The 15,444-nt window shown below is 64.9% G+C and carries 13 protein-coding genes; 3 read left to right on the forward strand and 10 right to left on the reverse strand.

Annotation, left to right across the window (positions count from 1 at the left end):
- Nucleotides 1-3: 3 nt before the first annotated feature.
- Nucleotides 4-714: an NAD-dependent deacylase gene (locus tag OA2633_RS09600; RefSeq protein WP_009802346.1), complete on the forward strand. Its 711-nt coding sequence runs from the start codon at nucleotides 4-6 to the stop codon at nucleotides 712-714.
- On the opposite strand, the gene ftsY is transcribed toward OA2633_RS09600, so the two are convergent.
- The 3 genes from ftsY to dapF form a co-directional block, all read right to left on the reverse strand.
- A complete protein-coding gene (ftsY, locus tag OA2633_RS09605) occupies nucleotides 711-2,024 on the reverse strand; it encodes a signal recognition particle-docking protein FtsY (RefSeq protein WP_009802347.1) in 1,314 nt (437 codons plus the stop codon). The two genes, OA2633_RS09600 and ftsY, sit on opposite strands and share 4 nt — an antisense overlap.
- Nucleotides 2,021-3,334 (reverse strand): tRNA (N(6)-L-threonylcarbamoyladenosine(37)-C(2))-methylthiotransferase MtaB, encoded by a 1,314-nt coding sequence (mtaB, locus tag OA2633_RS16385; protein WP_050752867.1) that lies wholly within the window; start codon nucleotides 3,332-3,334, stop codon nucleotides 2,021-2,023. The genes ftsY and mtaB overlap by 4 nt, the downstream gene beginning before the upstream one ends.
- A 69-nt stretch (nucleotides 3,335-3,403) precedes the next feature.
- A complete protein-coding gene (gene dapF / locus OA2633_RS16390; RefSeq protein ID WP_009802349.1) occupies nucleotides 3,404-4,210 on the reverse strand; it encodes a diaminopimelate epimerase in 807 nt (268 codons plus the stop codon).
- Between the two features lie 135 nt (nucleotides 4,211-4,345).
- Between dapF and OA2633_RS09620 the strand changes: the two genes are divergently transcribed.
- Both OA2633_RS09620 and OA2633_RS09625 read left to right on the forward strand, forming a co-directional pair.
- Nucleotides 4,346-6,568: a prolyl oligopeptidase family protein gene (locus OA2633_RS09620; RefSeq protein ID WP_009802350.1), complete on the forward strand. Its 2,223-nt coding sequence runs from the start codon at nucleotides 4,346-4,348 to the stop codon at nucleotides 6,566-6,568.
- A 149-nt stretch (nucleotides 6,569-6,717) separates the two neighbouring features.
- On the forward strand, nucleotides 6,718-7,863 hold the full coding sequence (locus OA2633_RS09625) for a hypothetical protein (RefSeq protein WP_009802351.1): 1,146 nt from the start codon (nucleotides 6,718-6,720) through the stop codon (nucleotides 7,861-7,863).
- 71 nt (nucleotides 7,864-7,934) lie between these two features.
- On the opposite strand, the gene pheT is transcribed toward OA2633_RS09625, so the two are convergent.
- From pheT to OA2633_RS09660, 7 genes are all read right to left on the reverse strand, one after another.
- Nucleotides 7,935-10,325: a phenylalanine--tRNA ligase subunit beta gene (gene pheT, locus OA2633_RS09630; RefSeq protein WP_009802352.1), complete on the reverse strand. Its 2,391-nt coding sequence runs from the start codon at nucleotides 10,323-10,325 to the stop codon at nucleotides 7,935-7,937.
- Nucleotides 10,326-10,350: 25 nt separating this feature from the next.
- The gene (locus OA2633_RS15415; protein WP_009802353.1) at nucleotides 10,351-10,908 is read right to left on the reverse strand and encodes a hypothetical protein; all 558 of its coding nucleotides are present in this window, start codon (nucleotides 10,906-10,908) and stop codon (nucleotides 10,351-10,353) included.
- A gap of 9 nt (nucleotides 10,909-10,917) precedes the next feature.
- Nucleotides 10,918-12,000 carry a phenylalanine--tRNA ligase subunit alpha gene (gene pheS, locus OA2633_RS09640; protein ID WP_009802354.1) on the reverse strand — a complete coding sequence of 361 codons (1,083 nt, stop codon included), beginning with the start codon at nucleotides 11,998-12,000 and terminating at the stop codon, nucleotides 10,918-10,920.
- Between the two features lie 140 nt (nucleotides 12,001-12,140).
- Nucleotides 12,141-12,500 carry a 50S ribosomal protein L20 gene (rplT, locus tag OA2633_RS09645; RefSeq protein ID WP_009802355.1) on the reverse strand — a complete coding sequence of 120 codons (360 nt, stop codon included), beginning with the start codon at nucleotides 12,498-12,500 and terminating at the stop codon, nucleotides 12,141-12,143.
- Nucleotides 12,501-12,547: 47 nt separating this feature from the next.
- Entirely contained in the window at nucleotides 12,548-12,751 is a 204-nt protein-coding gene (gene rpmI / locus OA2633_RS09650; protein WP_009802356.1) for a 50S ribosomal protein L35, read from the reverse strand.
- A gap of 187 nt (nucleotides 12,752-12,938) precedes the next feature.
- Complete coding sequence (locus OA2633_RS15420; protein ID WP_009802357.1) at nucleotides 12,939-14,699, reverse strand: hypothetical protein; 1,761 nt, start codon at nucleotides 14,697-14,699, stop codon at nucleotides 12,939-12,941.
- Between the two features lie 198 nt (nucleotides 14,700-14,897).
- A complete protein-coding gene (locus tag OA2633_RS09660) occupies nucleotides 14,898-15,359 on the reverse strand; it encodes a hypothetical protein (protein WP_009802358.1) in 462 nt (153 codons plus the stop codon).
- Between the last annotated feature and the right edge of the window lie 85 nt (nucleotides 15,360-15,444).

Consider the following 15,444-nt stretch of genomic DNA (forward strand, 5'->3'; position numbering starts at 1 on the left):
CTGATGGCGCGGTTTGAGAACATCGTCATCCTGACCGGCGCGGGCGTGTCGGCGGAATCCGGGCTGGGCACCTTCCGTGAGGAAGGCGGGCTGTGGGCGAAGTTCGACCCGATGAAGCTCGCCACGCCCGAAGCCTTCGAGGCGGATCCCGACACCGTTCTGGGGTTCTACAACGCCCGCCGGGCGAACCTGTCGGACGCCAGGCCCAATGCGGCCCATTTTGCGCTGGCCGAGCTTGAACAGAACTGGCTGCTCGATGGCCGGGCGAATTATCTGCTGGTCACCCAGAATATCGATGATCTGCATGAGCAGGCGGGCTCGGCGAACCTTCTGCACATGCATGGCGAGTTGTTGAAAACCCGCTGCACCCGGTGCGGCCATCTGTTCTTTGACCGGGAGGACATGACGCGAACCCGTGCTTGCCCCGATTGCGGCAAGGCCGGCGGCCTGCGCCCCCATGTGGTCTGGTTCGGGGAAATGCCGCTGGGGCTCGATCAGATCTATCAAAGCCTTGAGCGTTGCGAACTCTTTGTCGCCATCGGCACGTCCGGCACCGTCTATCCCGCCGCCGGCTTCGTCTCCGAAGCACGCCGCGGCGGCGCCCATACGGTCGAACTGACCCTTGAGCCGGGCGAAATCAGCGATCTGTTTGAAGAGCAGCATTACGGTCCGGCGACCGAAATCGTGCCGGACTGGGTGAGGAGGCTGGGTTAGCCCTCAAGCCCGGCCAGCGCCCGCGCGAACGCTTTCGCCTTGAAGGCCTGAAGATCGGCTTCACCCTCGCCCACGCCAATAAAGTGGATGGGCAGCTTGAAGCGTTCGGCCACTTGCACCAGCGCGCCGCCCTTCGCAGTGCCATCAAGCTTGGTCATGATGACGCCGGTGACATGGGCGGTCTCCATGAAGGCTTCGGCCTGGGAAATGGCGTTCGAACCCACCGTGCCATCGAGCACCAGCAGCACGTGATGGGGCGCGGTGTCGTCAATCTTCCTGATGACCCGGATGATCTTGCGAAGCTCATCCATCAGCTCGGCCTTGTTCTGCAAACGGCCGGCCGTGTCGATCAGGACGGCGTCGGACTTCTCGGTGCGGCCCTGCTGGATGGCGTCATAGGCGAGGCCCGCCGCATCCGCGCCCAGCTCCCGCGACAGGAATTTCGCGCCCGCGCGTTCTGACCAGACCTGAAGCTGCTCGACGGCGGCGGCGCGGAAGGTGTCGCCTGCCGCCGTGATCACGTCCGCGCCCTCGCGCGTCATCTTCACCGCGATCTTGCCCAGGGTGGTCGTCTTGCCCGAGCCGTTCACGCCCACGAACACGACAACACTCGGCGTCGCGCCGGTCATGTCCAGCGGCTGCTCATAGGGCTGGAGCGTCTCAGCCACCACATCGGCCAGCGCTTCGCGGATCTCGAGATCGCTGACATCCTTGTCAAAGCGATCCTTGGCCAGACGCGCGACGACCTTGGCGGCGGTGGGCGCGCCGATATCCGCGGCGATCAGCAATTCCTCAAGCTCGTCCAGCGCCTCCTGATCGAGCTTGCGCTGGGTGAAGAGCGAGCTCAGTCCGTCGCTGAGCCGGGAAGAGGATTTCTTCAGACCGGCGGCGAGGCGGGCGAAGAAGCCCTTCTTCTCTTCAACCGGTTCAGGCTGAGGCTCGGCCCCTGGAGGCATTTCTTCCGCAACCGGATCAATTGACTCGGGCTCGGCCAGAGTTTCGGCCAAGGCCTCGAGACCGCCTGCGTGCGCAGGCGTTTCCGCGATTTCATCCGGGTTCGGAGTATTTTCAGAGACGACCTCTTCGGCGCGGTCTTCAAGCTCCGGTTCCGGGTCCGCCGGCGCCGGAGCCGGTTCCGCCGGACGCGGCTCATCGAGGCTTTCGGGCGCTTTTTCGACTTCGGCGATCACCGCGGATTCAACGGGCGCTTCGGATTCGGCGTCAGTCTCTGGCGCCTCGAGCGCCGGAGCCTCGGACGGGGTCTCGTCCTTTTGCTTTTTCTTGCCGAAACCGAATTTGAACCAGCTCACCGGGCAGCCTCCAGCGGTGTTGCGAACAGGGCTTTCTCGTCATGCCCGGTGATCATCGCCCGGACAAGCGCGCCGGGACGGGCGCCCGATTTCATGCGCACGGGGGTGAAGTCATCGGCGCGCGCGAAGCCGGGCTTCTCGACCAGCACCGTCATCTGTTTGCCAACGCGCGAGGCGAGATGGCGTTGCAGCGCCTCATGCGATTTGGCGCGCAGACGGGCGGCGCGCTCCTTCACCACTTCGCGGTCCACTTGCGGCATGCGCGCCGCGGGCGTGCCGGGACGCGGCGAATAGGGGAAGACATGGACGAAGGCGAGATCACACTCATCCACCAGCCGCAGCGAGTTCTGGAACATCTCTTCGGTCTCGGTCGGGAAACCTGCGATCAGGTCCGCGCCAAAGGCGATGTCCGGGCGCACCGCGCGCAGGCGTTTGGCCAGCGCAATCGCGTCATCGCGCGAATGGCGGCGCTTCATGCGCTTGAGGATCATGTCATCCCCCGCCTGAAGCGACAGGTGCATGTAGGGGCAGAGCCGCTCTTCCTCGGCGATGGCGCGGAACAGGTCTTCATCAATCTCGATGGCGTCGATCGAGGACAGCCGCAAGCGCTGCAGATCGGGAACCTGCTTGAGGATGGCGCGCACCAGACGGCCCAGCTTGGGCGTGCCCGGCAGGTCCTGGCCCCAGCTCGTCATGTCCACGCCCGTCAGCACCACTTCGGAATGCCCGGTCTCGACAAGACGTTTGACCTGATCGACAACCTCGCCAGCGGGGGCGGAGCGGGCATTGCCGCGGCCATAGGGGATGATGCAGAAGGTGCAGCGGTGATCACAGCCGGTCTGCACCTGAACATAGGCGCGGGCGCGGCCGTCCAGCCCGTCCACGAGATGACTGGCGATCTCGCTGACCGCCATGATGTCATCCACCTTCACCTTGTCCCCGCCACCAATGACGGTGGACTTGAAGGTTTCCGGCCGCAGCTTCTCGGCATTGCCAAGCACCTGATCCACCTCGGCCATCTTCGCGAACTGCTCGGGATCGATCTGGGCGGCGCAGCCGGTGACGATCATGCGGGCATCGGGGCGCTCGCGCTTCATCCGGCGGATGGTCTGGCGCGCCTGACGCACGGCTTCGTTGGTGACCGCGCAGGTGTTGATGATCACCGCATCGGATAAGCCGCCCGCACGCGCATGATCGCGCATCACTTCGGACTCCCAGGCGTTCAGCCGGCAGCCAAAGGTGACGATCTCCACATCGCGCCCCTCTGATGCGTCAGGGGACGGGGCCGGGTTTTCCACAGGTGTGCTCATGGCCGCGCAAAGTGGGGTTGAGAGGCCCTTCGGTCAAGCGGGGAAGGGAGTCTGCAAGGCGGGTATGCGTCAGAGTCCTCGCAGATCAAGTTCGCGTTCCAGAACCACCGGGCCGGACAGATGCACATGGCCCTCAGTGTCCCAGCGCACGGGCAGCTTGCCGCCATCGGCCTCAATTACGGCCTCGCGGTTCACAAGCCCCTGACGATGCAGGGCGACGAGGGCCGCGCAAGCGCCGGTGCCGCAGGCCAGCGTCAGGCCCGCGCCGCGTTCGAACACCTTCAGGCGGATATCATCGCGGTCGCGCACCTGCGCAAAGCCGGCGTTCACACGGTCGGGAAAGAGCGGATCGTGCTCAATGCAGGGGCCGATCTCGGCGAGCGGCAGGGCCAGCACATCGTCCACAGCGAACACCACATGGGGATTGCCCATGGAGACCGCGCCGGGACCTTCAAGGCGTCCGCCATCGGGCAGGTTGACGCCGAAATCGAGCCGCATCGTGTCCATGGGCAGGGAGAGCGGGATGTCTCGCCAGTCGAGCCGCGCCGGGCCCAGATCCACTTCCGCTGCGCCATCGCTCAACCGTTGCGCCCTCATGGGGCCGCCGGACGAGGTGAAGCTGAGCTGCGGTTTCGCGCCATCCTCGAACAACAGCCAGGCCGCGGCGCGGGTGCCATTGCCGCAGGCGCCGACCTCGCCGCCATCGCGGTTCCAGACCCGCAGGTCTGCATCGGCGTCTGATGAGGGGTCGAGCACGATCAGCTGATCAAAGGGATGCACGTCCAGCAGGGCCGCAATCCCGCTCTCCCCATAGGCGGCGGGACCGGATGCGTCGCGGCGATCAAGCACGATGAAGGCGTTGCCCGCCCCGTTCATGGCGTAAGCTCTCATAATGTCAGCGATACGCCGGTCCTGCCCGGCCTGCAAGAGAAGGCTCGCTGAAGCAGGTTCACTTTGACCCGGAGACCGATGCCCTGTTGAATGCGCGCAGTCGCTCAACAAGGGGAGAGCATGATGCGCCGCTGGGGTTATCACCTGTCCGCCGCCGCCGCCGTTCTGGCGCTCGCGGCCTGTTCGCCGTCCGAACAAAACAATACGACTGAAACCGAGGAGTCCGGTGTGACCGACACCGCCAACCTGCCGGGCGCAGAGCTGAACGCTGCGATCCAGGCGGAAGAAGAAAGCCTTGTCTGGCTGGAAGAGGTGGAAGGCGAACGCGCCCTCGCCTTCGCCAGCGAGATGAACGAGCGCTCGCTCGACCGCCTCACCTCCGACCCGCGCTATGACACGCTCTACAATCAGGCGCTCGAAGTGCTGCAGTCCACTGACCGCATCCCCTATGTCGGCGTGCGCAATGGCGAGCTCTGGAATTTCTGGCAGGACGCCGACCACGTCAAAGGCCTGTGGCGCAAGACCTCGGTCGAGAGCTACGCCACCGAAAACCCGGAATGGGATGTGGTGCTCGATCTCGACGCCCTGGGCGAAGCGGAAGGCCATAACTGGGTCTGGCGCGGCGCGGATTGCCTCGCGCCCGATTACACCCGCTGCATGATCACCCTGTCCGATGGCGGCTCTGACGCCGCAGTGCGCCGTGAATTCAACATGGAGACCCGCGAATTCATCGAGGACGGGTTCACCATCGACGAGACCAAGGGCTCGACCGCCTGGATCGACGAAGACACGCTGCTGATCGCGACCGCGCTGGATCCGGCCGAAGCCACCCAGTCGGGCTATCCCTTCGTGGTGAAGCGCTGGAGCCGCGGCACGCCGATCGAAGAGGCCGAAGTGGTCATCACCGGCGAAGAAAGCAATGTGGGCGTCTGGCCCGCCCGCTTCGAACAGGCGGACGGCACGGCCTACATGATGGCCATCCAGGCCGCGAGCTTCTTTGAAAGCGTCTATTTCTACCTGCCTGACGGCGCAACCGGCGAGCCGGTGCAGATGCCGCTGCCGCGCAAATCGAGCCCGCAAACCCTGTTTGACGGCCAGCTGGTCTTCTCCATCGAAGAGGAATGGACCCCGGTCGAGGGCGGCATGACCTACCCCACCGGCTCGATCCTCAGCTTTGACATGGCCGAGTTCGTCGAAACCGGCGAACTGCCGGCCGTCGAGGTTGTGTTCACGCCCAATGCGCGCCAGTCCATCGATGGCGTCGCCACCACCCAGAACCACCTTCTGATGGTGATCAACGACAATGTTGTGGGCGGCCTTGAAGCCTTCACCCGCACCGAGGCCGGCTGGACCAGCGAAAGCGTGGAAACGCCGGAGAACGCCTCGCTCTCCATCGTCACCGCCGACGAGCAATCCGATCTCGCCTATGTGAATGTGGAAGGCTTCCTGGAGCCTGAAGCGCTCTATCGCCTCACCGCCGATCTCGAGCTGGAACCGGCGAAATCCGCCCCGTCCTGGTTTGACGCCGAAGGCCTTGTGGTCGAACAGCGTCAGGCCGAGAGCACTGACGGCACGATGATCCCCTATTTCGTGGTTCACGCCGAAGGCGCGGAAGGCCCGCAACCGACGCTTCTGTACGCCTATGGCGGTTTCCAGGTCAGCCTGACCCCGTCCTATTCGGGCACGCGCGGCCGCATGTGGCTGGAAAATGGCGGCACCTATGTGCTGGCGAACATCCGCGGCGGCGGCGAGTTCGGTCCGGCCTGGCACCAGGCGGGCCTGCGCACCAACCGTCAGCGCATCTATGACGATCTGATCGCGGTCGCCGAGGACCTGATCGATGACGGCGTCACCACGTCTGACCAGCTGGCGGTTCAGGGCGGCTCCAATGGCGGCCTTCTGACCGGCGTGATGTACACCCAGCGACCGGATCTGTGGGGCGCGGTGATCAGCCAGGTGCCGCTGCTGGACATGCTGCGCTTCCACACGCTTCTGGCGGGCGCGAGCTGGCAGGACGAATACGGCTTCCCGGACGAGAACCCCGAAGAGCGCGCCTTCCTGCGCTCGATCTCGCCCTTCCACAATGTGGAGACCGGCGTCGACTATCCGCCCATGTTCCTGCTGACCTCCACCAAGGATGACCGCGTCCATCCGGGTCACGCCCGGAAACTGGCCTATCTTCTCAACGAGATGGATCAGGACGTGCTGTATTATGAAAACATGGAGGGCGGTCACTCCGCCGCCGCCAATCTTCAGGAAAGCGCGCGTCGTCTGGCGCTCGAATACACCTTCCTGATGGAAGAGCTGATGGATGAGGACGAGGGCGACGCCAGCGAAGGCTAGACCCTTCTCTCATCCTGACGATCAGGCCCCGGCGTTCCGCGTCGGGGCCTTTTCTTTACCTTTGAGAAACCCTCAGAACCGGTCGGGCGCCGCAGGCTTTCGCTGAATCTGTATACTCTGATGAGACGCGAGATGTGCAGAGGTGCGCGATGGTCGCCGATATACAAGGCGGTGCGGGCTATCTGGTGGATCTATACCGGACGCCGCCCCGCGAGTCTGACCCCGTTCTGATCAATTCGACCGGCGCCAGTGATGCGGCGGCGGTTCGGCCTGTGGATCGTACGGAAGCGCCTCAGGAGCGACAGGACCGCAACCCGGCCCGGAACCGATCTTCCGAGGAGGAGACGCCGAACCGCTCCGCCGCAGCGGAAGGGTTCGCCCAGGTCAGTCAGGACCGTCTCAACGCCTCCACCAATGCCGCGCTTCTCGAAGCTCAGGAGCAGCGTCTCGCCGTTCGCCCGGAACCGCCGCAACCGACCCGTGAGGCGTCTGAAGCGAGTGTTGTCCAAGCGAGAGAGACCGCTGAGCCGGCTGCAGACACGCCCAGCGTCGCCGAACGACTGAGCGAGGCGCAGGCGCAAGAGGCCGCCCGTCAGCAAACGCGCACGGACGCGGTCCAAGCCCGCGAGCAGCGCACGGATCAGATTCGCACCGTGGTCGAAGATGATCGCGTTCAGACCGATCAGCTTCGCGAGGCCCAGCGCGATAACGCCGGAGCTCGCCAGGAACAGCGCATTGAAACGCGCATCGAGGACAATCTCGAGCGCTCTGATGCTTTCGCCCGCGAGCGTCAGCCCGAGCTGAACGCCCGCCCCGAAGCACCCGCCCGCGAGCCTGAAAACCCGGCCGATGACGGCCTGAACGCCAGCGCCCGCGCCGCACAAGAGGTGAACCCGACCACAGCGGCGCTGGAAGAGGCGCAGTCGCCTGAGGACAGCCCATCGCTCCGCGTTGACGCCGCTCCGGCAGAGACGGATGACGCCCCTGATGAGGCGCGCGATCCTGACGCCGTGACCCGGCCGGAAACCGGGGCCAGCCTGGGCGACGCCGAGACAGAAATCACAACACCCAACACCCGGTTTGAAACGCGGTTCGACCGCGCCGACAGCGGGCTCTCCACCCGTGATAACGGGCTCAGCCAGCCCGATCCGACCCCCTCACTCGTGGATCGGCTGAGCGAGACCGCTCAGGAGCCCCAGCGCGTCCGGCAGGTGACCCAACCGCTTGATAACAATCTTGATAGCGCCGTGACGCCGCAGGAGATCGCTCGCAGCGGTCTCAATCTGAGGGTCTAGCGCGACAGGGACGGGGCTGGGCGATGTGAGCGCCCCGGAGACCTCAAGCCTCCGGGGCGTTTTCTTGTGCTCTAGCCGCGCAGCGACGCGCCGGCCTTCTGGGCATTGGCGATGATCTTGGCGCTGATCGCCTCGATCTCCTTGTCCGTCAGGGTCTTGTCGGTCGGCTGTATGGTGACTTCCAGCGCCAGCGAGACCTGACCTTCGGGCACGCCCTGGCCCTGATAGACGTCAAACAGCGCCACATCGGTGATGAGCTGTTTTTCCGCGCCCTTGACCGCCTTGATCAGCTCCGCCGACGGGGCCGACGCGTCCATCAGGAAGGCGTAGTCGCGCTTGACCGCCATCAGACCAGACAGTTCCAGCGGCGGCCGCGCCTTGAGCGCCTTCTTCTTGGTCGCCGGGATGGCGTCCAGGAACACTTCAAACGCCAGCACGCGGCCATCCACATCCAGCGCCTTCAGAGTCCGGGGATGGATTTCGCCAAACTCGGCCAGCACTTTCGGACCCAGACGCAGAACGCCTGACCGACCCGGATGCCAGTGATCGCGCGCATCGGCGGTCACCTGCAGCTTGTCGACGGGCGCGCCCGCCGCCTCCAGCGCCGCCATGGCGTCCGCCTTGATGTCAAAGACATCCGGCGCGCCTTCGCCCCGCCAGTCGCGCGCGGCGACCACGCGGCGCACGCCGGCGACCACGGTCTGCTGACCATCGGGCGCATCATTGAGATAGATCGGGCCGGCTTCAAAGAAGCGGGCATCGTCAAAGCCGCGATCGGCGCTTTTCTGCACGCTGGTCAGAAGATGAATGAGCGCGGTCGGGCGCATCACATCCAGTTCCGAGCTGATCGGGTTTTCCAGCACCAGACCCTCGCCGACGCCGCCAAACAGATCCGCCTGATCCGACCGGCAGAAGGACCAGGTAATGGCTTCGCGATAGCCGCGATTGGCCGCAGACCGGCGCGCAGCGCGCACCCGGTTCTGGAGCTCGGTGGCCGGGGCCTCGAAACGCTCGCCCTCGGGGCGACGGAAGGACACGACCGGCAGATTGTCATAGCCCGCAATACGCGCCACATCCTCGATGAGGTCAGCCTGCTGGGCGCAATCGCGACGCCAGCTCGGCACGCTCACCGTCCAGCGCTCGCCGCGGGTCACGCCAAAGCCCAGCGAGACGAGGATCTCCTCGATCCGGTCTTCAGACAGCTCGAGGCCCAACAGGCGTTTGATGCGGGCCGGATCGAAAATGATGTCGTCCGGACGCGCCGGCGCTGTGCCCGACACCGTCACGTCAGAGGCTTCACCGCCGCCATATTCAAGGATCAGCGCGGTGGCGAGCTCGATGCCGTCGACCGGGCTCTCGGGATCCACGCCGCGCTCGAAGCGGTATTTGGCGTCGGAATCGATGCCCAGCTCGCGCGCGGACTTGCGAATGATCGCCGGATCAAACCAGGCGCTCTCGATGAAGACATCCGTCGTGTCCGACGAGCAACCCGAATACTGGCCGCCCATGATGCCACCCAGGCCCAGAGCCCGCTCATCATCGGCGATCACGCAATGGCTTTCGGACGGGGTGTAGGTCTTCTCGTCGAGCGCCACATGCTGGTCCGCCTCGCCCCTGCCCTTGCGGGCGTAGAGCACCGGACCGATCTTGGCCATGTCATAGACGTGCAGCGGGCGCGCATAGTCGAATGAGACATAATTGGTCACATCGACTAGCAGGTTCTTGGGCTTGATGCCAATGGCGTTCAGGCGCTTCTGCATCCATTCGGGCGACGGGCCGTTCTTGACGCCCCTGATCACCCGGCCCGCAAAGATCGGGCAGGCTTCAGGCCAGTCGAGTTTCACCGTCACCGGGCAGGGGAAGCTGCCGGGAACTTTCTTGACCGGGCCGGTTTTGAGCGTGCCCGCGCCGGCCGCAGCCAGATCGCGCGCAATGCCGTAAACGCCCAGCCAGTCGGGGCGGTTCGGCGTGACTTCAAAGTCGATGACCGGGTCATTCAGCCCCAGCGCCTCGGCGGCCGGAGTGCCCACCGGCCAGTCGCCTTTGAGGTCTGCAATGCCGTCATGATCCTCGCCCGCCTCGATCTCCTTGGTCGAGCACATCATGCCATGGCTCTCGATGCCGCGGATCTTGCGCGGCTTCTTGTCGAGGCTGAAATCCAGACCCGGAATATAGGCGCCCAGCGGCGCATAGATCGCCGTCATCCCTGCGCGCGCATTGGGCGCGCCGCAGACGATCTGCTTGATCCCGTCCCGGGTCTCCACCGTGCAGACGCGCAGCTTGTCCGCATCCGGGTGCGGCTGGGCGTCCTTCACATAGGCGGTTGAGAACTCGGCGAGCTTGGCGCCCGGATCCTCGATCTCCTCGATCTCCAGACCCGCCATGGTCATCGCCTCGTCGAGCTGGGCGAGGCTGAGATCGGTGTCCAGATGCTCTTTGAGCCAGGAATAGGTGAATTTCATCGGTCAGGTCCAAAGGGTCGGGGAGTTAGAGGTTGCTGACGCCTTCAAGAGGGCAAGCGTCCACAGATTCAGGTTTCGGGTTGGCGGACCCGCTGGTGTGCGCCATCCAGCACTCGTCCAGAACCGAGCAATAGCACACGTCCACGGTATAGTTGCTGGCGAGGTCGTACATCATCTCGACCGCATCATCGCCTTCTGAGCGCGGCGCCTGGAAGGCGAAGACTTCCACCGTGTCGCCCGCGCCAATGATGCGCCCGGTGACGCTGGTCGCGGAACGACCGGTATGGCCCGGAAACAATTCGGACAGGGCCTCGAGATCAGCAACGAGCGCGCCTCGATAGAAGATGGCGATGGAATCGATCCGCGCCGGGCCCACGCCGGCGTTCTGGATGTTCAGCCCCTGGACGATGGCGTCATCACGCTGGGTCGAGAAGCCATCCACCTGCAGGGCCGGCCAGACCGAGGCGCGGATCTCCTGACGCATGACGCGGCCCTGATCCCAGGCGACAAACAGCGCAATGAGCGCCGCGATCGCGGCGGCCAGGGTGCCGAAAGCCTGAAGGTGATCGGAATTGAGCCGCATCGCCGTGTCCTAGCTCAAACCGGTGGCGAGGTTCGCCTGCAGGAGCGGGCTGAAGCCGTAATGGCTGAGCCAGCGGGCATCAGGCTCAAAGAAGGGGCGCAGGTCGGGCATGCCGTATTTGAGCATGGCGAGGCGATCCACGCCCATGCCGAAAGCGAAGCCCTGATATTCCTCCGGATCCAGCCCGCAGGACTTGATCACATTGGGATGGACCATGCCGCAGCCCAGGATTTCCATCCACTTGTCGCCCGAGCCCACTTTCACCGCATCGCCCACACGCTCATAGCGCACATCCATCTCGGCGCTCGGCTCGGTGAAGGGGAAGTGGTGGGGGCGGAAGCGCGCCTCCACGGTGTCGGTCTCGAAAAAGGCCGCGACGAAATCCATCAGGCACCCCTTGAGGTGGCCCATATGGGTCTCCTTGTCGATCACGAGGCCCTCGACCTGGTGGAACATCGGCGTGTGGGTCTGGTCCCAGTCACAGCGATAGACCCGGCCCGGCGCGATGATGCGGATCGGCGGCTTGGAGTTGAGCATGGTGCGGATCTGCACCGGGCTCGTATGGGTGCGCAGGACCTTCGCCGTCTCGCCCTCGGCGGCCTTCATGAAGAAGGTGTCGTGGGTGTCGCGCGCGGGGTGATCGGGCGGGAAGTTGAGCGCGGTGAAGTTATGGAAGTCGTCTTCCACGTCCGGGCCTTCCGCCACCGCAAAGCCCATATCGGCGAAGATCACCGCCAGCTCTTCCATCACCTGCGCCACCGGATGCAGCGAGCCTTGCGCCTCGCGCTTCACCGGGCGGGTGACGTCCACGCTCTCGCTGGCCAGAGCCGCATTCATCGCGGCGTCTTCCAGCGTCGCCTTGCGGGTCTCCAGAAGGGTGTTGAGGCGATCCTTGAGGCCGTTGAGCGCCGGGCCCATCACCTGACGCTCTTCCGGGCTCATCTTGCCCAGTTCACGCATTTTCAGGGATACCTCGCCCTTCTTGCCCAGGGCGCCCACGCGGAGGGCGTCGAGCGCGGCAAGGTCGGACGCCGCTTCAATGTCAGCGGACAGGCGCGCTTCCAGCGCATCAAGATCGGAAGAGGCGGTCATCAGTCACTCCGGGGATCGGACGAGCGGTTATTCAGATAGGGGTTTAGCGAGGCCCGCGCCTGATCTCAAACGCGAAAACGCCCGCCTGCAGCATCTGCAGGCGGGCGCTTGTCACAAGCTGTCGAACAATAGGGTTCGACTTAGCCCTGCAGAGCCTGCTTGGCCTGTGCGACCAGAGAGGCGAAGGCTTCGGGCTCATGCACGGCGATATCGGCGAGAACCTTGCGGTCCAGCTCGATGCCGGCCTTGTTGAGCCCGTCCATAAAGCGGGCATAGGTGAAGTCGTTCAGACGCGCAGCAGCGTTGATCCGCTGGATCCACAGCGCGCGGAAGGTCCGCTTTTTCGCGCGGCGGTCGCGATAGGCATACTGACCAGCCTTCTCCACCGCCTGGTTGGCGGTGCGGAAGGTGTTCTTGCGACGGCCATAATAGCCTTTCGCTTGGGAAATGATCTTCTTTTTCCGGGCGTGACGGGCCGGACCGGAGGACACGCGAGCCATAGGGCTGTCTCCTAAATCTCGTTACAAGGTGGGCTGAGCCGTCCGCCTTAGCGGTTGTACGGCATGTAGGTGCGCTTGACGACTTTCGCGTCCGGAGCTGCCAGGGCGGTGGTGCCGCGCTTCTGACGGATCTGCTTCGGGGTGCGTTTGATCATGCCGTGGCGCTTGCCCGCCTGGCCGGCCAGAACCTTGCCGGAGGCCGTGACCTTGAAACGCTTCTTGGCGCTCGACTTGGTCTTCAGTTTCGACATTTCGCTCTCCATTCCTGCGGGGAAATCGGGTCTGCGAAGACCTGTCATTCCAGCGTTCTCGGCTGCCCGGCATGTCGATAAGGCCGGGGTGGCCGGTGAGTAAGAGCGGGGGTTATACGCGTCCCCGCCCAAAATGCAAGGCGCCCCGGACGGGCCGAGGCGCCTTTTATTCCCATGCCGCGCAGCCCTAGTCGGCGGGTGCGTCGAACTCGGAAATCATCAGTTCGGCCGAGGCCGGTTCGCCGCTGAACACGCCCACATAGATGTCGTAGACGCCGCTCATGGCGTTATCGAACTCCAGCGCCGGGCTGAGGCCCGGACCGCCATCGTCATTACAGCGCCAGCTGCCGTCGGGCATGTTGATGGCCAGCGTCGTGTCGCGCTCGCCCTCGACATAGATCGAGAGCGGGCCGTTCTGACCGGACCAGTCGAGCTGGGCGGTCGGCGCCTGGGTGTAATATCCGCTGCACCAGTCCGCGTCGGAGTTGATGCCGGAGCTTTCTGAGTCGATCGGGCCCCCCGCCTCGACCTGAATGCGGTAGGGGTCAGGCGTGAAGCCCGCTTGCAGCTGATGATCGCCGAACAGGGCGGGCAGGGCGATATCCACCCGGGAATTCACCGGGTCCGCGCCGCCGCCGATCTCGGAAATGTAGAGCGTGGCGGGCGAGGTCTCGCCGTCGCCGAAGAACCGGCCCACATAGATGTCATAGACGCCGCTGGGCGCATTCTCCACCGTCAGCAGCGGATTGACGCCCGAACCGCCGTCATCATCGCACATCCAGGCGCCGTCGGGCCCGTTGACCACCAGGGTGGTGTCGTCATCAGAGATCGCGGAGATGAAGAGCGGCGCATCCTCGCCGCCGCGCCAGGTCAGCTCATAGGTCGGCTCACGGGTGATGTCGCCCGTGCAATACCCGATCGCGGTGACGCCATCCTCGACCGCCATGCTGGACTGGATCGGCCCGCCGGCCTCGACCTCGATCGCTTCGGGGTCGGGCAGGAAGCCGGCCTGGAGCGTTCCGGAGCCGAACCGCGGCCGCGCCGTCAGGTCCAGACGCCGGTCAACGCCCTGATAGCCGATCTCCGAGATCGACAGGACTGCGGATTCGGTCGCGCCGCGATCCCCCAGAAGACCGGCCCAGATCAGGTATTCGCCGCGCTCGGGGCTCTCCAGATAGACGCCCGGATTCAGGCCCACCGCATCGTCATTGCACAGCATCTCGCCTGACGGGGTCTGCACGGCCAGCACGCCATCGCGCTCACTGTCCATGGCGATGTAGAGCGGCAGGGATCCGGCGCGGAAATTCAGCGCCACATCCGCTGCTTCGCCCGCATAGCCGTAGCACAGGGCGCCCAGGGTCTCGAGCCGGGCCTCGCCGCCAGCGGTCACCTCGATTTCATGGGGATCATCGCGGAAGCCCGAGCGCAGGCGCACGCTCTGCTCGCCCGGCAGGGACGGGTTGGGGGACACGGTATAGGGATTGGACGTGTCGAACCCTGTCGTGGAGGCGTGGAACCGGACCGGCGGCGTGCCCATGCCGGCCGCATACGTGCCGATCCAGACTTCATAAAGACCCGTTTCCGCCTTGGCGAAGACCAGTCCGGGGTTGAACTCGCCGGCGCCGTCATCATCACAATGCAGGGAGCCGTCCGGCGCGCGCACGACCATGGTCGTGTCCTCGTCCGCGCCCGCGGACAGGTACAGGTCCGCATCACCTTGATAGTTGACCGCCAGGGTCGGAATTTCGGTGATGTAGCCGTTGCAGCCCTGGCTGAGGATATTCGCGCCCCAGGCCCCGCCGGCGCGCACGCCGGTTTCCGCGGCCCCGGTCTGAAGCGACAGCACGCCATAGGCCGGTTCGCCCTGGAAGGTCTGGGCGAGCGCCGGCGCGTTCGACGCCAGAAGCAGAGCCGCCGCGCAAGCCGTGAGTTTCAATGATGGCGTCATGTCGTCCCCCTTTGTGTTTGAACTTCGAGATGCATCAGAGCATGTCCCGCAAACAGGCCAGATCATGACCATCTGGCGCCGCTACGGCGATATTTTGCCCCCAAGCGCGCCTGCCGCCGCCTGGCAAAAGGCCGGCGGGATTCCCCCGCCGGCCAAACCTGTGCGCCGCCCCCGCAGGACGGAAAACGGCGCGGAACCCTACTGGCTGTAGAGTTCGGAAATGTGCAGTTGGGACGCCTGGGTGGCGCCGCTGGAATAGGTGCCCACCCAGATGTCATACTGGCCCGATTGCGGGTTGTTGAAGCGGATCGACGGATTGGTGCCGTTGCCGCCGTCATCATTGCACGACCAACCGCCGCTGGGCGTGTTGATCACAAGGGTGGTGTCCGCCGAAGAGTTCACCGAGATGATCAGCGGCAGCGAACCGCCAGCGCTGTAGTTCACGCGGAAATCCGGCGCATTGGCGATATAGCCCGAGCACCCCACATTGGAGGCCGAGAGCGAGCCGCCCGCCTGCACGTTGATGACATACGGATCCGGCGTGAAACCGCTGTTCAGGCTGACGCTGCCATAGGTCGGGCTCAGCGAGTAGTTCTGAGCCTCGGCGGCAAAGGCCATCACGCTGACGGCGGCGGCGGCGGTGAGAATGCTGCGAAACATGAGTGTCCCTTTCCTGTCCCCGTTTCGGCCCGTCCTCTGCGTCGGGCCTGCAGACGGCGCACCGTCTGAGTATTCGCAGGCGAGC

The sequence above is a fragment of the Oceanicaulis sp. HTCC2633 genome (assembly GCF_000152745.1).
GTDB lineage: Bacteria > Pseudomonadota > Alphaproteobacteria > Caulobacterales > Maricaulaceae > Oceanicaulis.